21 protein-coding genes, 1 other RNA gene and 1 pseudogene are annotated in these 22,543 nt (G+C 72.6%); 10 read left to right on the top strand and 13 right to left on the bottom strand.

All coding sequences use genetic code 11. The features are described from left to right. Nucleotides 1-150 precede the first annotated feature (150 nt). Nucleotides 151-2,124 (top strand): ArnT family glycosyltransferase, encoded by a 1,974-nt coding sequence (locus IH45_RS01000000143600; RefSeq protein WP_199810662.1) that lies wholly within the window; start codon nucleotides 151-153, stop codon nucleotides 2,122-2,124. Between the two features lie 170 nt (nucleotides 2,125-2,294). Next, nucleotides 2,295-2,372 carry a 50S ribosomal protein bL37 gene (locus IH45_RS1000000151000; protein WP_370443954.1) on the top strand — a complete coding sequence of 26 codons (78 nt, stop codon included), beginning with the start codon at nucleotides 2,295-2,297 and terminating at the stop codon, nucleotides 2,370-2,372. Between the two features lie 90 nt (nucleotides 2,373-2,462). Here IH45_RS1000000151000 and IH45_RS0113405 read toward each other — a convergent pair whose 3' ends face one another. Beyond that, on the bottom strand, nucleotides 2,463-2,963 hold the full coding sequence (locus IH45_RS0113405) for a peptidylprolyl isomerase (RefSeq protein ID WP_030666525.1): 501 nt from the start codon (nucleotides 2,961-2,963) through the stop codon (nucleotides 2,463-2,465). A 220-nt stretch (nucleotides 2,964-3,183) separates the two neighbouring features. Here IH45_RS0113405 and IH45_RS0113400 point away from each other — a divergent pair, with 220 nt between their 5' ends. Next, complete coding sequence (locus tag IH45_RS0113400; protein WP_158813070.1) at nucleotides 3,184-3,414, top strand: hypothetical protein; 231 nt, start codon at nucleotides 3,184-3,186, stop codon at nucleotides 3,412-3,414. Between the two features lie 111 nt (nucleotides 3,415-3,525). On the opposite strand, the pseudogene IH45_RS1000000146460 reads toward IH45_RS0113400, so the two are convergent. From IH45_RS1000000146460 to rnpB, 3 genes and pseudogenes are all read right to left on the bottom strand, one after another. After that, nucleotides 3,526-3,974, bottom strand: a pseudogene (locus IH45_RS1000000146460) (transposase); the annotation flags it as partial. A 49-nt stretch (nucleotides 3,975-4,023) separates the two neighbouring features. Then, entirely contained in the window at nucleotides 4,024-4,458 is a 435-nt protein-coding gene (locus tag IH45_RS0113390; protein ID WP_030666521.1) for a hypothetical protein, read from the bottom strand. Nucleotides 4,459-4,601: 143 nt separating this feature from the next. Beyond that, an RNA gene (rnpB, locus tag IH45_RS1000000145230) (RNase P RNA component class A) lies at nucleotides 4,602-5,004 on the bottom strand. A 77-nt stretch (nucleotides 5,005-5,081) separates the two neighbouring features. On the opposite strand from rnpB, the gene IH45_RS0113385 reads away from it, so the two are divergent. Continuing rightward, nucleotides 5,082-5,882: a MerR family transcriptional regulator gene (locus IH45_RS0113385; protein WP_030666519.1), complete on the top strand. Its 801-nt coding sequence runs from the start codon at nucleotides 5,082-5,084 to the stop codon at nucleotides 5,880-5,882. A gap of 102 nt (nucleotides 5,883-5,984) precedes the next feature. After that, the gene (locus IH45_RS0113380) at nucleotides 5,985-6,602 is read left to right on the top strand and encodes a hypothetical protein (protein WP_030666517.1); all 618 of its coding nucleotides are present in this window, start codon (nucleotides 5,985-5,987) and stop codon (nucleotides 6,600-6,602) included. Here the strand turns inward: IH45_RS0113380 and IH45_RS0113375 are convergent. Further along, on the bottom strand, nucleotides 6,589-8,052 hold the full coding sequence (locus IH45_RS0113375; RefSeq protein WP_030666514.1) for an RNB domain-containing ribonuclease: 1,464 nt from the start codon (nucleotides 8,050-8,052) through the stop codon (nucleotides 6,589-6,591). The genes IH45_RS0113380 and IH45_RS0113375 overlap by 14 nt on opposite strands. 113 nt (nucleotides 8,053-8,165) lie before the next feature. Here IH45_RS0113375 and yaaA point away from each other — a divergent pair, with 113 nt between their 5' ends. Both yaaA and eda read left to right on the top strand, forming a co-directional pair. Then, nucleotides 8,166-8,963 carry a peroxide stress protein YaaA gene (gene yaaA / locus IH45_RS0113370; RefSeq protein ID WP_030666512.1) on the top strand — a complete coding sequence of 266 codons (798 nt, stop codon included), beginning with the start codon at nucleotides 8,166-8,168 and terminating at the stop codon, nucleotides 8,961-8,963. Between the two features lie 92 nt (nucleotides 8,964-9,055). Beyond that, nucleotides 9,056-9,712 (top strand): bifunctional 4-hydroxy-2-oxoglutarate aldolase/2-dehydro-3-deoxy-phosphogluconate aldolase, encoded by a 657-nt coding sequence (gene eda, locus IH45_RS0113365; protein ID WP_030666510.1) that lies wholly within the window; start codon nucleotides 9,056-9,058, stop codon nucleotides 9,710-9,712. Between the two features lie 78 nt (nucleotides 9,713-9,790). On the opposite strand, the gene IH45_RS0113360 is transcribed toward eda, so the two are convergent. From IH45_RS0113360 to IH45_RS0113340, 5 genes are all read right to left on the bottom strand, one after another. Continuing rightward, the gene (locus IH45_RS0113360; protein WP_030666508.1) at nucleotides 9,791-11,842 is read right to left on the bottom strand and encodes an alkyl/aryl-sulfatase; all 2,052 of its coding nucleotides are present in this window, start codon (nucleotides 11,840-11,842) and stop codon (nucleotides 9,791-9,793) included. Nucleotides 11,843-12,192: 350 nt separating this feature from the next. After that, on the bottom strand, nucleotides 12,193-13,377 hold the full coding sequence (locus tag IH45_RS0113355) for a bifunctional RNase H/acid phosphatase (RefSeq protein WP_030666507.1): 1,185 nt from the start codon (nucleotides 13,375-13,377) through the stop codon (nucleotides 12,193-12,195). Nucleotides 13,378-13,380: 3 nt separating this feature from the next. Next, nucleotides 13,381-14,124 carry a zinc ribbon domain-containing protein gene (locus IH45_RS0113350; protein WP_199810663.1) on the bottom strand — a complete coding sequence of 248 codons (744 nt, stop codon included), beginning with the start codon at nucleotides 14,122-14,124 and terminating at the stop codon, nucleotides 13,381-13,383. Next, entirely contained in the window at nucleotides 14,121-14,987 is an 867-nt protein-coding gene (locus IH45_RS0113345; RefSeq protein ID WP_030666503.1) for a Nif3-like dinuclear metal center hexameric protein, read from the bottom strand. Before IH45_RS0113345 ends, IH45_RS0113350 begins: the two co-directional genes overlap by 4 nt. Before the next feature lie 167 nt (nucleotides 14,988-15,154). After that, complete coding sequence (locus tag IH45_RS0113340) at nucleotides 15,155-16,186, bottom strand: ABC transporter substrate-binding protein (protein ID WP_030666499.1); 1,032 nt, start codon at nucleotides 16,184-16,186, stop codon at nucleotides 15,155-15,157. A gap of 285 nt (nucleotides 16,187-16,471) precedes the next feature. On the opposite strand from IH45_RS0113340, the gene IH45_RS01000000143595 reads away from it, so the two are divergent. The 3 genes from IH45_RS01000000143595 to IH45_RS0113325 all read left to right on the top strand — a co-directional run bounded on the left by IH45_RS01000000143595 (nucleotide 16,472) and on the right by IH45_RS0113325 (nucleotide 19,054). Further along, nucleotides 16,472-17,866, top strand: a complete 1,395-nt coding sequence (locus tag IH45_RS01000000143595; protein WP_050514802.1) for a hypothetical protein — start codon at nucleotides 16,472-16,474, stop codon at nucleotides 17,864-17,866. Nucleotides 17,867-17,999: 133 nt separating this feature from the next. After that, on the top strand, nucleotides 18,000-18,149 hold the full coding sequence (locus tag IH45_RS1000000149275; protein WP_199810661.1) for a hypothetical protein: 150 nt from the start codon (nucleotides 18,000-18,002) through the stop codon (nucleotides 18,147-18,149). Nucleotides 18,150-18,196: 47 nt separating this feature from the next. Next, on the top strand, nucleotides 18,197-19,054 hold the full coding sequence (locus tag IH45_RS0113325) for a maleylpyruvate isomerase family mycothiol-dependent enzyme (protein ID WP_030666495.1): 858 nt from the start codon (nucleotides 18,197-18,199) through the stop codon (nucleotides 19,052-19,054). A 17-nt stretch (nucleotides 19,055-19,071) separates the two neighbouring features. Here IH45_RS0113325 and IH45_RS0113320 read toward each other — a convergent pair whose 3' ends face one another. From IH45_RS0113320 to IH45_RS0113310, 3 genes are all read right to left on the bottom strand, one after another. After that, on the bottom strand, nucleotides 19,072-20,034 hold the full coding sequence (locus IH45_RS0113320) for a 3-oxoacyl-ACP reductase (RefSeq protein ID WP_030666493.1): 963 nt from the start codon (nucleotides 20,032-20,034) through the stop codon (nucleotides 19,072-19,074). A gap of 88 nt (nucleotides 20,035-20,122) precedes the next feature. After that, complete coding sequence (locus tag IH45_RS0113315; protein WP_030666491.1) at nucleotides 20,123-21,208, bottom strand: Zn-dependent alcohol dehydrogenase; 1,086 nt, start codon at nucleotides 21,206-21,208, stop codon at nucleotides 20,123-20,125. A 56-nt stretch (nucleotides 21,209-21,264) separates the two neighbouring features. After that, the gene (locus IH45_RS0113310; RefSeq protein WP_030666488.1) at nucleotides 21,265-22,131 is read right to left on the bottom strand and encodes a MaoC/PaaZ C-terminal domain-containing protein; all 867 of its coding nucleotides are present in this window, start codon (nucleotides 22,129-22,131) and stop codon (nucleotides 21,265-21,267) included. Between the last annotated feature and the right edge of the window lie 412 nt (nucleotides 22,132-22,543).

Here is a 22,543-nt window from a genome sequence, read left to right as displayed (position 1 = left end):
TCCCCCACCTCCCCCGGCGCCAAAACGCTCCCGTTCCCCGCCCGGCACACGCCGTCACGCGCCCCCGGGGGCCGACGACCACGCCGCCGTCACGAGTTCTGGCGCTCACCCGAGGGCCAACCCCCGTGGGCCCGGCCCGCGTTGCTCGGCGTGGCCGCACTGGCCGGACTGCTGTACGCGTGGAACATCACCAGTAGCGGCCTGGCCCCGTACTACTCGGTCGCTGCCCGCAGCATGACGGAGAGCTGGAAAGCCTTCCTGTTCACCGCGTACGACCCGGCGGCGACGATCACCCTCGACAAAATCGGCGGCTTCCTGTGGCCGCAGGCCCTCTCCGCCCGCGTCTTCGGTTTCCACGACTGGGCGTTGACGCTGCCGCAATGCATCGAGGGCGTCGTCTCCGTCCTGGTCATGTACCGCGTCGTACGCCGCTGGCAGGGCGCCGCGGCCGGTCTCCTGGCGGCCGGGCTGCTGACCCTCACCCCCGTGGCGGCCTCCATGTTCGGCCATGCGATCCCCGACGCGGCCCTGTTCATGTGCCTGCTGCTGGCCGTGGACCGGTACCAAGCAGCCGTCGGCGGCGCCCGGTTGCGGTCACTGGTGTGGGCGGGCGTCTGGGTCGGGCTGGCCTTCCAGGCGAAGATGATGCAGTCCTGGCTCATCGTCCCCGCCCTGGCCATCGGCTACTTCGTCACCGCCCCCGTCACACTGCGCACCCGTATCGGCCATCTGCTGACCTCGGGGGTGGCGCTGTTCGCGGTGTCCCTCTCATGGGTGCTGCTGATGACGTTCACGCCGAAGGACGTACGTCCGTACGCGGACGGCTCGACGAACAACAGCGCCTGGTCGACGGTCTTCGAGTACAACGGCTTCAGCCGGCCGGCGGAGAGCGGACCTGGAGGACCGGGCGGGCCTGCTACTCGTACAGGCCCGGTCCCCAGCACCCCCCACGGCCCCGCCGCCAAGAGCACCGCACCCCCATCCACCCCCCACGCCCGCAAAATGGTCAGCCTCGGCAGCGAGAAGAACACCTGGTACAAGCTGCTCACCTCCCGCTTCACCCCCCAGATCGGCTGGCTCTACCCCCTCGCCGTGCTCGGCCTCGTCCACGGCCTGGTGCTGCGCGGCAGGCGCCCCCGTACGGACCGGCTGCGCGGCGGCTACCTGATGTGGGGCACCTGGCTGCTGACCACGGCCGCCGTACTGAGCGTGGTGGACATCCCGCACACCGCGTACGTGGCCGGGCTGGCCCCCGCCCTGGCGGCCCTCGCCGCCGCCGGAGCCGTGACCCTGTGGCGCGTCCACCGCACCGCCGCCGACCGGCCCGCGCGCCTGCTCCTCCCCCTCACCCTCCTGGCCGAAGCCGCCTGGGCGTCCTTCATCGCCTCCGGCACCGCCTCCGACCACCCGGATTTCGCCCCCTGGCTGATCCCGCTCATCGCCGCGGCAGCGCTCATCGCCGTTCCGGGCCTCCTGTCGTACGGCCGCGCCACCGGCCGCCGCCTGCGGCCGCTCGCCGTGACGAGCCTGGCCGCCGCCTGCCTCGCGATGTTCGCCGCCCCGGCGGCCTGGTCACTGTCCGTACTGGACCAGCGGTACGCGGGCTCGTCGTTCGAGGCGCACGCGGGGCCGGGCGGCCAGAGCGCCGGCGGCGGCGCACCGGGCGGCGCGGTGTACGGCGGGGCGGGCGGCGCCTCGTACGACATGTCGCAGGCACCGCTGACCGCGGCCCAGAAACGCCTGCTCGACTACGTTCAGCGGAACAACGGCAACGCCACGTACACACTCTCCGCCGACGGCGGCTGGGCGCGCTCCCGGGGGATCACCCACACCGGACTGCCGATCCTGCCGCTCGGCGGCTTCGCCGGGATGGCCACGTCGGTCACACTCGCCGAGTACCGGCACCTCGTGGCGTCCGGTCAACTGCGTTTCGCCCTCCTGAACCCCACCGTGGCCACCGTGCCCACCGGCACCAAGGCCCCCGCCTCCGAGACCGCGAAAATCAACGCCTGGGTCCGCTCGACCTGCGCGAAGGTCGACCCGCACGCGTACGCCGCCCCCACCGACCCGTCCCTCCCCGAACCCCTCTACCACTGCTCCCCCACCCCCGGCGCCACGGCCTGAGGCCGCCCCTCCTCCCGTGCCTTCCCTTCCCCTCCCTCGTTCTCCGTGATGTGTCTCACGAGGCGTGTGGTGATCCGTGAGGCGGGTATCCGGCCCCGGGACCACGGAGCAGGACGCCGGGATGAAATGGTAGAAATGGGGAGCAAAGCCCCCTGCGGAGAGGAGACGCCATGTCGTCGAAGCGACGCCGTAAGAAGAAGGCACGCCGTAAGAACGGTGCCAACCACGGCAGCCGTCCGCAGTCCTGAGCGGCCCCGCCCGCCGGACTAGCGAGCGCACGTGAAGGCCCCCGGGACACCGTCCCGGGGGCCTTCACCCGTCTTGACGCTACGGACCCGTTACGCGGCGTCCACGACGCCCGAGGACGCCACCTCGATCTTCGCGGAGGTGGCACCGGAACGGGACCCCAGCCCCTCGATCCGCTTCACCAGCTCCGTCCCCTCGACGACCTCGCCGAAGACGACGTGCGCACCGTCCAGCCACGGGGTCTCCACCGTCGTGATGAAGAACTGCGAGCCGTTGGTGTTGCGGCCGGCGTTCGCCATCGACAGCAGGAACGGACGGTCGTGCTTCAGCTCGAAGTTCTCGTCCGCGAAGCGGTCACCGTAGATGCTCTTGCCACCGGTGCCGTTGCGGCGGGTGAAGTCGCCACCCTGGAGCATGAACTCGGGAATGACCCGGTGGAACGGGGACCCCGCGTAACCGAAGCCGTGCTCGCCGGTGGCCAGCTCGCGGAAGTTACGAGCGGTCTTGGGCACGACGTCGTCGTACAGCTTGAAAACGATGCGCCCGGCCGCGGCGCCATCGATCGTGATATCGAAAAATACGTTGGAACTCATGGAAGACATCCTTCCACTTCCCGACCCCGCCCTGCGCCGCCGGTCAACGCCACCGTCAACGCCGCTGGTCAACAGTACCGGCCCACCGGGCCGGCCAACCGGACCGGTCAAGATCGCCAGTCAAGACCGCCGCTCAACGCGGGCCCTCGCCGGCTGCCCGTATCCGCCCGCTCTCGCCGGATCCATGGCGATCACCCGCACACCCGGCAGACAATGCGGCATGACCGAACGGCTCTGGGAGCTCTGGTACCGCCGGTTACAGACCGAGACCGACGAACCACTGTCTGCGGCCCGCGAAGCCCGAATCCGGGAACTGGGCGAGGAGAACGCCCGAGAGGGCACCCTCGCCATCGAGGAGGCACACGCCGCGGTCGGAGATCTCCTGGTCGAGATCGGCCGCCTGGATCCGCTGGTGAAGCTGATGAGCGACCTGCCGGACGAGTCGCCGTGAACGCGGCGTCGCACCGGGCGTGTACGGGTATCGGCGAACTCAGGCGCCGGCTTGAGGGGCGAACTCGCTTAAGGCTTGTCCCGGAATGATCGAATAGCTGGGAACGATTGTTTCCTCTTTCCAGGCCGAGAGTTCGGGCCGGCCGCGTTCCCGGCGGTGTGGGATGGCCAGGCCAGTGCCGCGGTAGCCGCCGTCGGCGATCACGGTTTGTATCGCCGACGGCCGCCTTCGCGCCGGGCATCACCCATGCCCTGCAGTCGTTGCGGTTGCCGGGCAGGGGCCGGCCAGCCACCACGACGAGCCGGGTGTCAGCGTCGATGACGGCCTGGTGGTTGGTGGAATAGCGGTAGTTCTTCGACTGCTCGGCCACCGTGTGGTCCTGCGTGGGCACCAGGGTGCCGTCCGCGATGAGCACGGTGTCCTTGCGAAAACCGTCGGCGCGGCCGGAGCGCGAGAAGGGGGCCGAGGTGATTGCTGATGCGGTCGGCCGCGGACTTCGAGATGCCGCACAGCGGGCCGAGCTGGCGCAGCGTCGAGTTGGTCCGCGAGTAGGCCGCGACCGGGCACCGCGAGACCTGCACATGGATCTCGCCGATGCCGGTGCGTGGATCAGCGGGTGGACAGCCGCAGTTCGCCGGCCCAGCTCTGGCACCGGACACGGCCGGACTCGAAGGTGATGTCCAGCGCGAGCCGTCCGGTCACCGCGTCGGCTTCTTCTCGTACCGCCAGAACCGCCTCACCGAGGTGAGCGGTGAATGGCGTCTCGTCCTGGACCGGCGCCACCTCGACGCGGCCCGCGTCTCCCATGTCGTACCCCTCGTAGGGGGTTGATCGCTCCACGATCAGGCACCAGTCCGAGCCGGTCGTCACGCGCGTGGCGATCCCGTCTCGGCCGATCAGCCACACATCGAGCAGGCAGGACGACGCTTTTCGGTGCTGCCGGTGCCAGGATGCGACGATCCGCTCCAGCCGCTGTCCGACCAGGTGGTCAGAGTCCAGACCGGCCCCGTGCAACGGGCACTCATTCAACCTCGCGGACTCCATCGCACGACCGTACCGTCGGCAAAGCCACAGCTCACGCGCTTATACGGGAGAAGCCTTAGTCCCGAATCAGTCCCGATCAGTCCCGAAAAGGCCCTGCGGTCTGGCGAAACGCCAGGCCGCAGGGCCTCTTACCGGTCGACCGACGGACGAGTCGACCTGTACGCCGGGTTCTGTCACCGATGGGCCTTGCGGCCCGTCGGGAGACGGCCATCCATCTAGGGCTGTCGTTGCCGGCAGCCTCGTGCGGTCTACCCGCGGACTCGGGCGGGCAGCCCTCGAACGTCCGCGCAGGGCCGTCAGCCGACGGCCCCTCTTGACCTTGCTCCGGGTGGGGTTTACCTAGCCCTCCGAGTCACCTCGGAGGCTGGTGGTCTCTTACACCACCGTTTCACCCTTACCGAGGACCGGAATCCTCGGCGGTTTGCTTTCTGTGGCACTGTCCCGCGGGTCACCCCGGGTGGGCGTTACCCACCACCCTGCCCTGTGGAGCCCGGACGTTCCTCGGGGGGATGCGGTGCACCCCCACGCGGCCGTCCGGCCGGCTCGTCCGCCGTGCGGACCATGGTACCTGGCGGGCGGCTGAGGCTTGACCTTGCCGTAGCGGCAACGTTTCTACTGGCTGTATGAGGATCGGAGAGCTCGCGGCGCTGGCCGGCGTCACCACGCGGACCGTACGGCACTATCACCACCTCGGGCTGCTCCCGGAGCCCGAGCGGCTGGCGAACGGGTACCGGCAGTACGGGCTGCGCGACGCGGTGACGCTGGCGCGGGTGCGGCGGCTGACCGAGCTGGGGCTCGGGCTGGGCGAGGTGCGCGATGTGCTCGCGGACGACGCCGGGCGGGAGCTGCGGGAGGTGCTGGCCGAGCTGGACGCGGATCTGGCGCGGCAGGAGGAGGAGATCCGGCGGCGGCGGGAGCGGCTGGGGGCGCTGCTGGGGCAGGTGGAGGAGGGTGGGCAGCTGCCCGCCGAAGGGCCGTACTCGGAGCAGTTGACGGAGCTGTTCGGCGAGATGCGGCGGGTCTCGGGCGCGCTGCCGGGTCCGGAGCCGGCGATGGCCGCGAAGGAGCGGGAGATGCTGGCGCTGATGGAGACGGCCGCGGGTTCCGAGATGAGCGTGCGGATGGTGTCCGCGCTGAAGGAGGCCGTCACCCCGCCGGGGGCGATGGAGCGGATCTACGAGGTCTACGCCCTGCTGGACGACCTGGCCGGGGCCGGTCCGGACGACCCGCGGGTGGCGGAGGCGGCCCGCGCGATCGCCGCCTGCATTCCGGTGGGAATGATGGGTGAGCCGCGGGAGAAGAAGGACGAGCCGGCCCTGACGGCTTTCGCGGACTCGTATTTCGAGGATCTCGCGCCGGCGCAGGCGGAGGCCGTACGGCAGGCGATCCGGTTGGTGATGGAGCCGGGCGATGGAACGGCGTAGGGAATCGACGTAGGGAAACGATGCAGGGAGGGGTGTTTCGTGGGTGGCGTAGGGCGTGACAGTGGGCGGGGGCGGCGGCTGCTGGCGTACGAGAAGCGGTGGATGGCCAGTCTGGGGCTGTGGGTGGCCCGGCGGCGGCACGGTGTCGGGCCGGGGCGGCAGCCGCTGGGGTACGCGCGGGCGCAGGCGCCGATGCTGTACGGGTTCGCGTTCGTGTGCGTGGTGGAGACGGTCGGTGTCGGGTTCCTGCTCGCGGGCCTTCCGGTCGCGCACTGGATCATGCTGGTGCTCGACGTCTACACGGTGCTGGTGGTGCTGGGGTTCCAGGCTGCCGCCGTGACCCGGCCGCATGTGCTCGGGCCGGACGGGCTGCGGGTGCGCAACGGTGCCTTGCTGGACGTGTGGATACCGCTGGAGCGGATCGCGTCCGTACGGTACGACCTGCGCTTCCCGAAGGCGGAGACGGCCGGGCGGCAGGCACTGGAGCGGGACGGGGTGCTGGAGGTGGCCGTGGCGGCGCAGACCTGTGTCACCGTCGAGCTGACCGAGCCGGTCACGGCCGTGAAGCTGCTGGGGCAGCGGGTGGCGGCCCGTTCGATCCGGTTCCACGCGGACGAAGGGCGGGCCGCGGTCGCCGCGGTCAAGGCCGCCAAGGCCGCCGTGGAGGAGCAGCGGGCCCTCCGGGGCGAGGAGGACAAGGGCCTCGTCACGCCGGTGTGAAACGGACCGGGGCGTGGCCCGGGTCCGCTTCCGTGAGGCGGACCCGCAGGGGGTGGCCCAGCGGCAGCTCCGGGACCCGCTCGTCGCCGTCGAGCCGGCCGATCACCGCCGGGTCGTACAGGTGCACCGTGCCCCGGTCCGGCCGTTCCTCCTGGACATCGACCACGTACCCGTCGAAGACCTCGCCGAGCCGGTCCTGCATCAGGGCCGCCTCCACCAGGTCGACGCACTCCCGCTCGACCTGGTTGGCCCGGCGGGCGCCTTCCGCCATCTCGGCGGGGAGGGCGGGCAGGGCCGCGCGGACCCAGTCCGGCGGCTCCCCGCCCGCCGAAGCGGCCAGGCACAGTTCCGCGCCGTAGCGGTCCACGAGGCGCCGCAGCGGGGCGGTGACGTGGGCGTACGGGGCGGCGACGGCGGCGTGCCGGGCGTGTTCGGGCGCGGGCGGGTCGCCGTCGAAGACGGTGTAGCCGGCGCCGCGCAGCAGGGCCGTGCAGTCCTGGAGGAAGGCGGCGTGGGTGGTGCGGGTGGGGTCGAGGGTGCGGATGAGGGCTGCGTACGAGGTGTGGGGCGGCCAGTCGACGCCCAGAGCGCGGGCGGTGCGGCGCAGCCGGGCGACCGCGCCGTCCGGGGCGGTGGGGAGCGTACGCAGGACGCCGGTGCCGGAGGCGAGCATCAGGTCGGCCGCGGCCATGCCGGTGAGCAGGGAGAGCTGCGCGTTCCAGCCGTCGGCGGGGCGGGGCGCGCGGTAGGCGAGGGCGTAGCCGTCCGGGCGCTCGATGATCTCCTGCTCGGGGACGTTGAGGGAGATGCCGCCGCGGGCGGCCTCCAGGTCCTCGCGGACACGGCCGATTTCGCGCAGGAGGCACAGCGGTTCCTCGGCGGTGCCGGTGTCGATGGCGCGCTGTGCGCTCTCGTAGTCCAGCCGGGCCCGGGAGCGGACAAGGGCGCGGCGCACGTCCGTGGAGCGCAGTGTGCCGTCCGCGTCCAGGTCGAGGCGCCACAGGACGGCGGGGCGGTCCTCGTCCGGGAGCAGGCTGGCGGCGCCCTCGCCGAGCACGGGCGGGTGCAGCGGGACGCGCTCGTCGGGGAAGTAGAGGGTCGTCACGCGGCGGTGCGCCTCGGCGTTCAGGGCGCCGCCGGGGGTGACGAAGGAGGCCACGTCGGCGATGGCGTAATGGACGCGGTAGCCGCCGCCGGGGCGCCGGGACAGGAACATCGCCTGGTCGAGGTCCATCGAGCCGGGCGGGTCGACGGTGAACAGCGGCAGGTCGGTCGCGTCGGTGGCGGCCGTCTCGGCGGGCGGATGCGGCCAGCGGACGGCACTGTCCGCCTCGGCCTGCGCGGACAGCGGAAAGGTCTGCGGTACGTCCAGCCGCGCCCGCAGCTCGCGCAGCGCCGCGCGCAGCGGTGCCTCGGCTGCGGCGGTCACGCGGAGGTGGCGGCGGGGCATGCTTTGAGCGTAGGGGGCGCGCGGGGCGCCCGCCCCTCGATGGGGTGCCCGCCCCGGCCCTGCCCCGACCGTAAAGTGGCACAGCCGTTGCACAGCAGGTTAAGGAGAAGCGCGTGCTCGTGTTGTTGCCGCCGTCCGAGGGGAAGGCCGCGTCCGGGGGCGGGAAGCCGCTGGACCTGGGGGCGCTGTCGCTGGCCGGGCTGAATCCGGCCCGGGAGGCGGTGCTGGACGAGCTGGTCGGGCTGTGCGCGGCGGACGAGACGAAGGCGCAGGAGGTCCTGGGGCTGAGCGACGGCCTCCGGGGCGAGATCGCGAAGAACGCCGGGCTGCGCGAGGCCGGGACGCGGCCGGCCGGGGAGATCTACACGGGTGTGCTGTACGACGCGCTGGGCCTGGCCACGCTGGACGCGACGGCGCGGCGGGCGGCCGAGGCGTCGCTGCTGGTGTTCTCGGGGCTGTGGGGCGCGGTCCGGATCGGCGACCGCATCCCGTCGTACCGCTGCTCGATGGGCGTGAAGCTGCCGGGGCTGGGCGCCCTGGGCGCGTACTGGCGTACGCCGATGGCCGAGGTGATGCCGCGGGCCGCCGCGGACGGCCTGGTGCTGGATCTGCGGTCGGCGGCGTACGCGACGGCGTGGAAGCCGAAGGGCGAGGTCGCGGGCCGTACGGCGACGGTGCGGGTGCTCCAGTCGAAGATCGTCGACGGGGTGGAGAAGCGGTCGGTGGTCAGCCACTTCAACAAGGCGACGAAGGGGCGGATGGTGCGGGACCTGCTGACGGCGGGGCGTGCGCCGGAGGGTCCCGCGGAGCTGGTCGAGGCGCTGGGCGACCTCGGGTACGCGGTGGAGGCCGAGGCGCCGGCCAAGGCGGGCAAGGCGTGGGCGATCGACGTGGTGGTCACGGAGCTGTAGCGCCCCGGCCGACAAGCTGTAGCGCCCCAGCCAACGGACCACCGTTGCAGCATCCGCAACGGGCGTTGCGGATGCTGGCGGCCCACAGCACTATGGGCAGCGTGACTACCGCTGCCGCTTCCTCCCCCGCCACCCCGCCCTCCGTGCTGGGCCTCGCCCCCGTCATCCCGGTCGTGGTCCTGGACGACGCGGCCGATGCGGTGCCGCTCGCCCGCGCGCTCGTGGCGGGCGGACTGCCCGCCATCGAGGTGACGCTGCGTACGGCCGCCGCGCCGCAGGCGATACGGGCGATCGCCGACGCGGTCCCGGATGCGGTGGTCGGCGCGGGTACGGTCCTGACCCCCGGGCACGTGGACACCGCGGTCGCGGCGGGCGCCCGCTTCCTGGTCAGCCCGGGGTGGTCGCCGCGGCTGCTGGCCGCGATGAAGTCCTGCGGGCTGCCCTTCCTGCCGGGCGTCTCGACGGCGTCGGAGGTGGTGACACTGCTGGACGAGGGGGTCACCGAGATGAAGTTCTTCCCGGCGGAGGCCGCGGGCGGCACCGCGTACCTGAAGTCGCTCGCCTCGCCGCTCCCCCGGGCCCGCTTCTGCCCGACCGGCGGCATCGGCCTCGCCTCGGCGCCCGCCTATCTGGCGCTGCCGAACGTGGGCTGCGTGGGCGGTACGTGGATGCTGCCGGCGGACGCGCTGCGCGCGAAGGACTGGGGCCGGGTGGAGCAACTGGCGCGCGAGGCCGCGTCGTTGGCCTGAGACAACGACGCGGCCGGACGAGCAGACGCGGGCGGGCGGACCGCGGCCGGGCGAGCGGTCAGCCCCGGCGGGCGGACGCTACGGCGCGACGATCGGGAACACCGGGTCCGGCACCGTCAGGTACCCGAACACCGTGTCCGCCGCCGTCCGGTCGTCGACGCGGACGGTGCCCGCCTCGACCGCCGCGTCGAAGTTCCGTTGGAACAGCGGTCCTTCGAGGACGAGCGAGTCGAACGCCGCCCTGGTGAGGACGATGGTGGCCTGCGGCTTGCCCGCGTACAGGTCCGTGCCCGCCACGTACACCAGGACGCCGTTGCGCAGTGTCGTGGTGCACTCCTGCCGCGTGTCGGTGAAGTCCCAGTGGAGCACGATCGCGGCGCGCTGTTCCTCCGCCGCCTTCGGCCCGTCCACGCTGCGCGCCATCGCCGCGAAGGCCTGCTCCAGGGTCATGCTGTGGACCAGGTCCGGCGCGCCCTTGCTGGTGGGCGGCTGCGGGCCGGAACGCAGTTCCTCGGCGCCGGTCAGGAAGAAGTTGCGCCACGGCCCGTTCTCGGCGCCGTAGCCGAGCTGCGCGAAGGTCTTGATCTGGAGGGCCTTGGCGTCCTGGACCGCCTTCTCGGAGACGGTGGCGGGGTCGGCGAAGATGACGTGGTTGAGCAGTTCCACGACCCAGCGGTACGCGTCCGGGTCGCCTTCGCGCCCGTCGTACGTCTCCTGCGCCTTCCGTACGACGGCCTCGGCGCCGCCCATCGCCGCCACGTAGCGGGTGCCGGCCGCGGTGGGCGGCAGATTCCACAGGTGGGCCGGATTTCCGTCGAACCAGCCCATGTAACGCTGGTAGACCGCCTTGAAGTTGTGGCTGAGGGAACCGTAGTAACCCTGGTTGTACCAGTGTTCGGCAAGGCCGGCCGGCAGGTGCCGGAGTTCCTCGGCGATCTCGATTCCGGTGTGTCCCCGGTTGATGAGCCGCAGCGTCTGGTCGTTCAGGTACGCGTACATGTCGCGCTGATTGCTCAGGAATTCGAGGATGCTTTCCTTGCCCCAGCGCGGCCAGTGGTGCGAGGCGAATTCCACTTCGGTGTGCTCGCCGAAGGTCTGGATGGCGTCGGTGAGGTATTTCGCCCAGGCGTGCGCGTCCCGCACCTGGGCGCCGCGCAGACTGAGGATGTTGTGCTGGTTGTGGGTGGCGTTCTCCGCCATGCACAGGGTCCGCAGTTCGGGGAGATAGATGTTCATCTCCGCGGGCGCCTCGGTGCCGGGCGTCAGCTGGAAGAGCAGCCGTACGCCGTCGAGGACGCGCCGGTGCAGCCCCTCCCGCCACGGGATGACGTCGTCGGGCGACCAGTCGTCGCTGGTGACGGCCTGGGCGCTGCCGATGTAGTCGGTCGGCGGCAGCAGGGTGACCTCGCCGGTGGAGACGGTCAGGCCCAGGCCCGAGCCGACCTGCGCGTACGGGCCCTTGTCCAGCTCCGCCGCGTACATGTACCCGGCGCGGCGCTGCATCGCCGGGCCCGCGTAGACGTTCTCGCTGACGGCGTGCTCCAGGAACCCGTCGGGCGCGAGGACCGCGAGGTCGGCGGGCACCTCGTCGTTCCGTTCGGCGAACAGGCCGCGGGCGCCGCCGAAGTGGTCGACGTGGCTGTGGGTGTAGATCAGCGCCCGGACCGGGTTCTGGTTCCCGGTGGTGTCGCGGTACAGCTTCAGGGCGGCCTGCGCGGTCTCGTAGCAGGCCAGCGGGTCGATGACGACGATCCCGGTGTCGCCCTCGATGATCGTCATGTTGGACAGGTCGTAGCCGCGCACCTGGTAGACGGCGCCCCGCGTGCCGGAGGTGACCTGGAACAGCCCGGCCACCGCGGTGAGCCGCCCCTGGCGCCACAGGCTCGGGCTGACGGTCGGGGGTGCCTGCTCGTCGCCGTCGGTGAGGAAGCCGTAGTCGGCGAAGCTCCACACCACCTTGCCGCTGTCCGACCGGGAGGGGATCGCCGGTATGCCCGGCACCGCCAGCAGCCCCCGCTGCGCGTCCTCGAAGTCCCGCGAGCCGCCTTCCCGGAGGCGCTCCGCGGCCTTCCGGTTGGCTTCCGCGACGGACGCGGAAATCTCGACGGGCCCGGTGTACTCGCTCGGCATACCAACCTCCGTAAAAGCATGCGGAATTCGCGCATACGGCGAGGGAAGGACGCTGGTCGCGCCCTGGTGTGCCAGCGACGCTAGGAAAGCGGGCGGCGCGCTACAAGGAACCAATCAAGCCAGTGGCATGAACCGGTCCGGGCCCGGTGAAAAGCGCAGGGTTCACGCCAGAAGAAAGCGGGCGGGAAGGGGGCCGAAAGGGCTCGGAGGGTGACGGGAAACGGCCCGGGCGGTCACGGAAAGGGCCCGCACGGTGCCGTGCGGGCCCTTTCCGTGACGTGAAATCCTGCCCGGTGGCGGGAAGAACCCCGCCCGCGGCCCCGTACTGTCTCCCAGGCCCGCTCCGCCGCTCAGCGCAAATGCGCCGTCTCGTTCACCAGCCGCACCGAGGCGTTCCCGTCCCCGTAGTACGCGACGGCCGACAGCGACGCCGCCGACAGCTCCATGCGGAACAGCGACTCCGGTGGGGCGCCGAGGGCGAGGCGTACCAGCGTCTTGACCGGTGTGACGTGCGAGACCAGCAGCACCGTCCGGCCCGCGTACCGGGCCAGCAGCTTGTCGCGGGACAGGGCGACGCGGCGGGCGACCGCGGCGAAGGACTCGCCGCCGGTGGGCGCCGCCTTGGCGGAGCCCAGCCAGGCGGCCAGGTCCTCCGGGTGGCGTTCCTGCACCTCGGCGAAGGTCAGGCCCTCCCAGGCGCCGAAGTCGGTCTCGCGCAGGCCCTCGTCGATCCGTACGTCCAGGCCGAGGCGGGCCGCGACGGTCTCGGCCGTCTGCCGGCAGCGCTTGAGGGGCGAGCTGACGACGGCCTGGACCGTGCCGCGCGCGGCGAGCGCGGCGGCGACCGCTTCGGCCTGGCGGTGTCCGGCCGGGGACAGCTCCGGGTCGGAGCCGCCACTGCCGGAGAACCGCTTCTGCGGGGTGAGGGCCGTCTCGCCGTGCCGCAGGAGGACGAGGGTGGTGGGCGCGCCGAGGTCGGCGGACGCCCAGCCCACCGGGGGCGCCTTCGGCTCGGCGGCTTCCGCGGCCTCGGCCGCCGCGTCGGCCGCCTGAGCCGCGGCACTGCGCGCCGCACCGCCCGCGTCCAGCTCGGCCCGCGAGTCGCGCGGCTCCCACTGCCGCCCCGCCTTGCCCGCGTCCATCGCCTCGTTGGCGAGCCGGTCGGCGTGCTTGTTCTGCTCGCGCGGGATCCACTCGTACGTCACCCGGCCGGGCGGGAAGACGGTCCGCGCCTCGGCCGCCAGCGGCCGCATGTCCGGGTGCTTGATCTTCCAGCGGCCCGACATCTGCTCGACGACGAGCTTGGAGTCCATCCGCACCCGCACCTCCGCCTCCGGGTCCAGCGCGTGCGCGGCCCGCAGGCCGGCCAGCAGGCCCCGGTACTCGGCGACGTTGTTGGTGGCGGTGCCGATGTACTCGGCGGCCTCGGCGAGCGGCTGCCCGGACTCCGGGTCGATGACGACCGCGCCGTAGCCCGCGGGCCCCGGGTTGCCCCGGGACCCGCCGTCGGCCTCGACGACGAACGTACGGGCCACGGTTTACAGACCCGAGTCGGGCGTGCGCACCAGGATGCGGCTGCAGTTCTCGCAGCGCACGACCTTGTCGGCGGGCGCGGTGCGCACGTCGTTCAGCTCGGTGATGTCCAGCTCCAGGCGGCAGCCCTCGCAGCGGCGCTGGTAGAGGCGGGCGGCGCCGAGGCCGCCGTGCTTCTCACGCAGCCGGTCGTAGAGCTTGAGCAGGTCGGCCGGGATGTCGGCGACGGTCAGCTCGCGCTCCTTGCGGACCGTGTCGGCCTCGGCGTCGATCTCGCCCCATACGGCGTCCCGGCGCGCGGTCGCGTCGTTGACCTTGGCCTGTACGGACTCCACGCGTCCGGTCAGCTCGGCGACCCGCTCCTGGGCGGACTCGCGGCGCTCCATGACCTCCAGGACGACGTCCTCCAGGTCGCCCTGGCGCTTGGCGAGGGAGGCGATCTCCTTCTGGAGGTTCTCCAGGTCCTTGGGCGAGGTGATGGTGCCGGAGTCCAGGCGCTGCTGGTCGCGGGCGGCGCGCTGGCGCACCTGGTCCACGTCCTGCTCCGCCTTGGTCTGCTCGCGGGTGGTGTCGCTCTCCTCGGTCTGCGCGGCGACCAGCAGGTCGCGCTGCTGGGTGAGGTCGCCCTCCAGGGTCTGGATCTCGGCCAGCTCGGGCAGGGTCTTGCGCTTGTGCGCGAGCTGGCTGAGCCTCACGTCCAGGGCCTGGACGTCGAGGAGGCGGATCTGGTCGGCGGGCGCGGCGTTCAGCGGGGGGCTCCTGTGGTAGTGGTCGGGGTCGTGCGGGCGTCGGACGCCGCGTGGGCGGTCCAGGGGTCGGTGACCGTGCGCGAGACGTGGGTGCGCAGGTTCCAGCCGTGCCGGTCGGAAATCTCGTCGAGCTGGGCCGCCGCCTGCTCGCACCAGGGCCACTCGGTGGCCCAGTGGGCGGCGTCCAGCAGGGCCAGCGGGCTCTTCTGGGTCGCCTCGGAGGCGGGGTGGTGGCGCAGGTCGGCGGTGAGGAACGCGTCCACGCCCGCCGCCCGTACGTCGTCGAAGAGGCTGTCGCCGGAGCCGCCGGAGACGGCGACGGTACGGATCGTACGGTCCGGGTCGCCGGCGATCCGGACGCCCTGCGCGGTGGCGGGCAGCCGGGCGGCGGCGTACGGGCCGAACTCCGCGAGGGTCATCGGGTGCGGCAGCTCGCAGATCCGGCCCAGGCCGCGGCGGCCGTGGGCGTCGGTGGCGTCCGGCACCAGGGGGCCGAGGACCCGCAGGTCCAGCGCGCCCGCCAGGGCGTCGGAGACACCGGGGTCGGCGGTGTCGGCGTTGGTGTGCGCGACGTGCAGCGCGATGTCGTTCTTGATCAGGGTGTGCACGACGCGGCCCTTGAAGGTGCCGGCCGCGACCGTGGTCGTACCGCGCAGGTAGAGCGGGTGGTGCGTGACGAGCAGGTCGGCGCCGAGCCGGACCGCCTCGTCGGCGATCTCCTGCACGGGGTCGACGGCGAACAGGACCCGGCGCACCCCGGCGTCCGGGTCACCGCAGACCGTGCCGACGGCGTCCCACGATTCGGCCCGCTCGGGGGGCCAGAGGGCGTCGAGCGCGGCGAGGACTTCAGACAGTACGGGCACGGGGGAAGGTTACCTCCCAGCCGTGCCCCCGTGCCGGGCCGCTCGGACGGGCCGCTCGGACGGGCGGGGCCCCGGCGCCGGGCCGCGGGGCGGAGCGCCGCCGCACCGGGCGGGCGGCCGGTCGCTCACCGGGAGGCCGCCGGCCGCTCACCGGGGAAGCGACCGCCTCACTTCACCAGAAAGCCGCGCAGATCGTCCAGGACGCTGTCGGCCGCGGTGACGCCGAGTCCCAGGTACCAGGTCTCGTCCGGTACGTCCTTGGCATGCCCGGCCTTGACCGCCTTGAGGTTCTTCCACAGCGGGTTGCCCTCGGCGGTGTCGCGCTTGGTGGACTTCGGGTCGCCGTAGACGCCGGTGAAGATCCAGTCGGCGTCGGCCTGGTTGATGTTCTCCGGGCTGACCTCGGTCGCCAGATCGTTCACCTGCTGGTTCTTCGGCCTCGGAAGCCCGGCGTCCTGGAGGATGGTGCCGATGAAGGACTGCTTGGCGTACAGCCGCGTGAACTGCGGCAGGTAGCGCAGCATCGTGACCGTCGGCTTGTCCGGGCCGATGTCCGCGCCCAGCTTCCGCGCCTTGCTCCCGTACGCCGTCAGCTTGGCCTTCGCCTCCGCGGTCTTGTCCAGGGCGGCGGCGTTGAGCAGGTAATTCTGCTTCCAGGTGAATCCGGGCCGGATCGAGAAGACGGTCGGCGCGATCTTCTCCAGGTTCGCGTACTGCTTCTCGGCGCGCAGCTTGCTGCCCAGGATGAGGTCCGGCTTCAGCTGGTTGATGGCCTCCAGGTTGAGGCTGTTGATGGTGCCGACGCTCTTGGGGTCGCCGGCCGCCTCCTTCAGGTAGTCGGGCACCCCGGCGTCGCCCTCGGCGGGCGCGTAGCCGACCGGCTTGATGCCGAGCGAGACGACGTTGTCCAGCTCGCCGACGTCGAGGACGACGACACGCTTGGGCGCGGCCTTCAGGACCGTGTGCCCCATGGCGTGCCGGACCGTCCGCGGGAACTGGCCGGGCGCCGCGTCGGTGCCCATCTTCGACGTCTCCTCGGCGGCCTTGCCGAAGTCCTTGCCGCCCTGCGCGACGGCCTTCGATCCGGCGCCGTGGTCGCTCTTCGCGCCGTCCGGGCCCGCCGACCCGCAGGCCGCGAGGGACAGGGCGCCGGTGACGGCGAGGGCCAGTGCGGTGATTCCGCGGCGGCGAGGGGACATCACGCGCTCCAGGGCTCGAATCATGAAGTGGTCATGCAGTGGTCATGAAGTGGGGTCGCTCAGGAAGCGAAGCCATTCATGAGGTTAGGTCCGCCTTACCTTAAGCCCGCCCGGGCCCGTCCCGGTCCCCTCCGGCCACCTCCGTTCCCCCCAGCACATCCTCCCCCGCCACCTCAAGGCGAACCGGACATCCGCCACACTTTTGCGTGAACTGCCGCAACCTTCTCTGATCGTTTGGGCGTGCGAAAACTAGCTTCGGGCGCACTGACAGGAGGTGAGCACTCGATGACAGCTTGTGTCACCGAGGAGGCCGCGAAGCCGGACACCCGGCCGCACCCCACGGCGCTGACCATCGCCGCCGACGGCTCGTACGCCGCCCGGCTGGCCTGGCACGAGAGCAGCGGGAACTGGTTCCCCGAGCGCTGGACGCTGGCGGGCCCCGAGCCGTACGCCGTCCCGCTGCCCGGCCACCGGCCGGAGGAGGCGGACACCCGGCTGCTGCCCCTGGCGGACGGCCGGGTGCTGATCCGGCGCCGGGCCGCCGACCGCCACGCGCTCGGCCTGCTGTACCCGACCGGCCCCGGCACCGGCGAACTCCCGCTCGGCACCGTCGAGGCGGCAGAACTGACCCTGCTGCCCGCCGCGCCGTGCGGCAGCCGCGCCTACGCCCTCGCGCCCGGCGAGCACTCCACCGTGCTGTGGCTGGTGCACGACGGCCGCCACTCCCCCGTCCCCGGCCAGGCGCGCACCGTCCCCACCTGCGTCGCCGAGATCCAGGGCCACTGCACGGGCGGCGTCTGGCTGGACCGTACGGGACGGCTGCTGGCGCTGGACCAGGAGCTGGACGGCCGCACCAAGACGGTGGCGGTCGACCTGGAGCGCGGCGGCGAGGTGAGCCCGCTGCTCCAGATCACCGAGGAGAGCAACGACCGGCTGCTGCTGGCCGATCCGGACAGCGGCCTGCTGGTGCTGCGGTCGGACGCGGCGGGGCACGACCGGCTGGGCTGGGGCGTGCTCGGCAGCGCGCTGCCGGTGCGCTTCCCGGAGTGCCTGCGACTGCCGGACGCCGCGCTCCAGCCGTTCGCCGTGCAGCCGGGGCAGGCGCTCGCGCCGGAGAGCAGCGCGGTGGCGTTCCGCATCGACGCCGTCAACGGCACATGGCTGGGCGTGTGGCGGCCCGTCGAGCGGCGGCTGCGGCAGCTCCCGGCGCCGCGCGGCTGGCTGGCGGGTACGGGACTGTGGTCGGCCGACGGCGAACTGCGGCTGCCGTGCGTGACACCGGCCGTACCGTGCGAGCTGGCCCGGCTGCCGGCCGCCACGACGGGGGCGCGGCCCCAGGGGGAAGCGCCTGACGACCCGCCCACCGAGGCCTCGACCGGCACGGACGCGCCCGCCCCCGCCGGGGACCTCGTGCCCGCCGGCATCCCGGGCAGGCCCGCACGATGGGTACGGGTCCCCTCAACTCCCCCAACTCCCCCTTTTACGGCGCCGCATACGCAACCGCCGCCGCCCCCGCCCGTCGCCGCCTCCACGACACCCACACAAGCGGAACCCGTAACCCAGGAACCGTACGGCGTTCCCGCGCATCCCTCTCCGTACAGGCCGGTGCCGTTGCAACAAGCACCACTGCAACGAACGCCACTGCAACAGGCCCCGCCGACGGTCCGGGAGGCCCGGTAGAGCAAGATCTTTCGCTTCGTTAGGATCAGCGGTCGACCGGCCACCGACGGCCTTCCCGCGGCGCGTCCCAGCCGCCGCGGGGCCAGGCCCCGCCGTGTACAGCCGTAAGCGATCCGACGGAGTGACTCCCCACATGTCCGAAGCCCGAACCGACACGACCCAGGCGCGCCCGCAGGACGCCGACCGGGCCGCCACGGCGGCAAGCTCCGGCAAGCACCGCGGCCCGGCCGCCTCGGAGGACACCGACGCGTCCCCGAACGGCCGGCACCGCCGGACCACGTAACCGCATTTCCGGTAGCCACCGGGCCGTTCGGTCGGCAGGCTCGGGCCATGGACTCCTCGCACCGTCACCACCCGTGCCACTCCTGGCTCGGCCCGCCGATCGACGCCCGCTTCCTCTTCGCTCCCGAACACGCCGCGCTGATGGCCACGGTGCGCGGTCTGGCACCCGGCGACTGGAGCAGGGAAGCGGTGCCGGGCTGGACCGTCCGCGATCTCGTCGCCCACCTCCTGGGCGACTTCTACGGGCGCCTCTCCCGCGACCGTGACGGCCACCGGGAAGGCCCCGTCTTCGCGCCGGGCGAGACGCTGGAGGCGTTCATCCACCGCATCAACCAGGAATGGGTGGACGCCTTTTCCCGGGTTGGCCCGGCCGCGCTCACCGACACCCTCGGCCTGATGGGTGGGCAGGTCGCCCGGTTCTTCGAGGGCGCCGACCCGCAGGCCCCGTCCCTGGGTGTGTCGTGGGCCGGTGCGGACCCGGCGCCGATGTGGCTGGACAGCGCCCGGGACCTGACCGAGTTCTGGACGCACCGCCAGCAGATCCGGCACGCGATCGGCCAGGACACCGACCCCGATCCGCGGCTCTTGTCCGTGGTGCTGGACACGTTCATGCGGGCGCTGCCCCACACCCTGGCCGAGGTCGGCGCGCCGGCCGGCACGCAGATCCAGGTACGGATCGACGGCCCGGCCGGCGGCACCTGGACCGTGACGGCCACCGAACCACGCTGGTCACTGGCCGAACCGGCTGGCGCACGCCCCGCAGCGCTGGTCGGTCTGGACGCGGAAACCGCTTGGCGCCTGTGCACCCGCGGCATCCAGCCGGACACCGCCCTGGCCCGTGCCCGCATCGACGGCGACCGCGAACTGGCCGAGGCCGCCTGCCGGATCGTGTCGATCGTCCACTGACATACGGGGCCGGGATCTCAGCGCCTCTTCAGGCCCAGCACCTCCGCCGCCGCGAACGTCTCGTCGGGCGGGCGCTCCTCGTAGTACGGCGTCAGCAGGCCGTCCAGTTCCGCGTACGTGAACGCGTCCTTCGCCGTGTCGAACTGGGCCGCCACCCTGGGCCGTTCGACCACCGCGACCATGCCGCCGTGCACCACCAGCAGCTGCCCGTTGAGCCGTGCGGCGGCGGGCGAGGCCAGGTAGCCGACCAGCGGCGCGACGTGCTCGGGCGCCAGCGGGTCGAGGGCCCCGTCCTCCGGCACCCCGAACCCGGCGAACACGTCCTCGGTCATCCGGGTGCGGGCGCGCGGGCAGATGGCGTTGACGGTGACGCCGTACTTGGCCAGCGCGAGCGCCGAGGACGTGGTGAGGCCGACGATGCCGCCCTTGGCCGCCGCGTAGTTGGGCTGGCCCGCCGCGCCCGCGAGGAACGCCTCGGAGGAGGTGTTGACGATCCGCCCGTACACGGCGGCACCGGCGGCCTTGGAGCGCTCGCGCCAGTGGGCGGCGGCGAAGTGGGTGGTGTTGAAGTGGCCCTTGAGGTGGACGCGGATCACCGAGTCCCATTCGTCCTCGGTCATGGAGAAGACCATCCGGTCGCGCAGGATGCCCGCGTTGTTGACCAGGATGTCCAGTTTCCCCCAGCGTGCGACGGCCTGGTGGACCAGATCGCGGGCCGTCTCGTGGTCGGCGACGTCGCCGACGTGCGCGACGGCTTCGCCGCCCGCCGCGCGGATCTCGGCGGCGGCCTCCTCGGCCGGGGCCGCGGACGCCGCGCCGGAGCCGTCCCGGCCGGGCTGCCCGTAGTCGTTGACGACGACCGCCGCGCCGAGCCGCGCCAGTTCCCGCGCCTCCGCCCGGCCCAGGCCGCGGGCGGCACCGGTGACGATCGCGGTCAGTCCGTCGAGCGGCCGTTCAGGCGGTGCGGTGGGAGCGCTCACGGTGTGGCTTCCTCTCGTTCGTCGGGGGCGCGCAGGAGACCGGGGACCCGTCTCCCCGCGCCGGGACGGATCGCCTCTCGGCGACGGCTCACATCTCGACGCACGTACGCAGCGCCACACCGGTCCGCATCTGCTCCAGCGCCTCGTTGATCTCGGTGAGCCGCACCCGGTGGGTGATCATCCCTGCCAGGTCGATCCGGCCCGCCCGCCACAGGGAGATGGCCCGCTCGTAAGAGCGCAGCACGTCCCCGCCGCCGTACAGCGACGGCAGGATGCGCTTCTCGTCGAAGAACAGCTCGAACATGTTGACCTGGAAGTGGTCGTCCATCGCCCCCGCGCCGACCACGCAGAGCGTCCCGCCGCGCCGCGTCGCCTCGTACGCGGTCCGCGCCGTGGCGGACTTGCCGACGACCTCGAAGACGTAGTCGAAGCCCTCGCCTGCGGTGACGCGCTGCTTGGCGTCGGCCAGTTCCTCCGGGGCGACCGCTTCCGTGGCGCCGAAGCGCAGGGCCGCCTCGCGGCGCGCGGCCACCGGGTCCACCGCGACGATCTGCGCGGCCCCGCACACCCGCGCGCCCTGGACGGCCGAGATCCCGACGCCGCCGCAGCCGATCACCGCGACGGACGCGCCGGGCTCCACCCGCGCGGTGTTCACGGCGGCGCCCAGCCCCGTGGTCACCCCGCAGCCGATCAGCGCCGCGATCTCGTACGGCACGTCGTCCGGGATCGGTACGGCGCAGTTCGCCGCGACCACCACTTCCTCGGCGAAGGTGCCGGTGCCCGCGAAGCCGAAGACGTCGGACGGGTCGGCGCCGGGGCGGCGGAAGTTGGGCGTCCCGGCGTTCATGAACCCGGCCAGGCACAGCTGGGTCTGGCCGCGCTTGCAGGACGGGCACGTACCACAGGCGGGCAGCCAGCACATCAGCACCCGGTCGCCCACCGCGAGTCCCTGGACGCCCTCGCCCACCTCCGTGATCTCGCCCGCGCCCTCGTGCCCGGGGACGAATGGCGCGGGCTGCGGCAGCACCCCGCTCATCGCGGACAGGTCCGAGTGGCACAGCCCGGTCGCCCGGATGCGGATGCGCACCTTGCCGGGACCGAACCCCACCGCCTCGATCCCGTCGAGGACTTCCAGCTTCTCCTGCCCTGTCTGGTGCTGAATCGCTGCGCGCATGGTGCGCTCCCTTCGCGGGGCGGCGGGGTCGGATGGTCAGGCGGCGGAGGGCGTGCTCACGTACCCGACGGGTCGATGTCGACAGCGGTGTCCACCAGGACCGGCGCGTCGTCCCGGTCGGCGGCCGTGACCGACACCAGGACCCGTCCGGGCTCCTGCCACATGCGTACGCGCAGCGTCTCGCCGGGGAAGACCACCCCCGCGAACCGGGTCGAGTACGCGGCGACGCGCGCCACGTCGCCGTCCAGCATCTCGTCCACCACCGCCTTCAGCGTGATGCCGTACGTGCAGAGCCCGTGCAGGATCGGCCGGTCGAAGCCCGCGAGCTTGGCGAATTCGGGGTCGGCGTGCAGCGGGTTCCAGTCGCCGGACAGGCGGTAGAGCAGCGCCTGGTCCTCCCGTACGTGGCGCTCGACGGTACGGTCCGGCGCGCGCTCGGGCAGCGTCGGCCGGCTGGACGGTCCGCGCTCCCCGCCGAAGCCGCCCTCCCCCTTGACGAAGATCTGCGTGTCGCACGTCCAAAGCGGCCCATCGCCGTCGGCCGTCTCGGTACGCAGCACGATGACCGCGGCCTTCCCCTTGTCGTACACGGCCGGGACGGTGGAGGTCTGGACGGCCCGCCCCCGTACGGGGATGGGCCGGTGCAGGGTCACGGTCTGGCCGCCGTGCAGTACGGCGGCGAGGTCCACGTCGATGCCCGGCGCGCCGAGGCCGCCGGCCAGCGCCATGCCGCCGCCCGCCACCGTCGCGAAGCTGGGCAGCACGTGCAGCTTGCTCTCCAGGGCGTAGCGCAGCTCGCCGGGGTCGGTGGCGGGCACGCCCGCGCCGATGCCGAGGTGGTAGAGCAGGACGTCCTTGGGTTCCCAGGCGAGGTCGGTGGTCCGCGGCTCGGCGGAGGTGGCCTGGGCGGCGTCGATGGGCATGGGGCTGCTGCTCCTTCACCACGGTGTGAAGACCCCGACGCGGCCGTCCGCACCGTCGGCCGCGCCGGGGTCGCCTGCGGTCGGCGGTCCGGGCCCGCCATGGCCGGCAACGGCGCCCGGGCGTCCCGTTCTAGAACGCGTTCTATCCGACGGCTTTCATGTATAGCCGATCCGGCAGAAGCCGGGAACCCCTGACACCCCGTCAGGCAGATGCCCCGCTCCGACCCGTCCGCCTCCATGACATTTGTCCCCACCAGCCGCGTACATTCACCTCTGCCGGGCCCGGCGGCGGCCCCGGTAGCGTCGCGAGCGGAGCGCGGCAAGGCGCTGTACAGCGCCGTCAGCGGCGCGGAACAGGGAAGAGGCAGTACGGAACGTGGGCAGGAACCGGCAGACCGAGAAGAACGGGTGC

This window comes from Streptomyces rimosus subsp. rimosus (genome assembly GCF_000720725.1).
Lineage (GTDB): Bacteria > Actinomycetota > Actinomycetes > Streptomycetales > Streptomycetaceae > Streptomyces > Streptomyces rimosus_A.
This window is presented reverse-complemented; position numbering and strand designations above follow the sequence as displayed.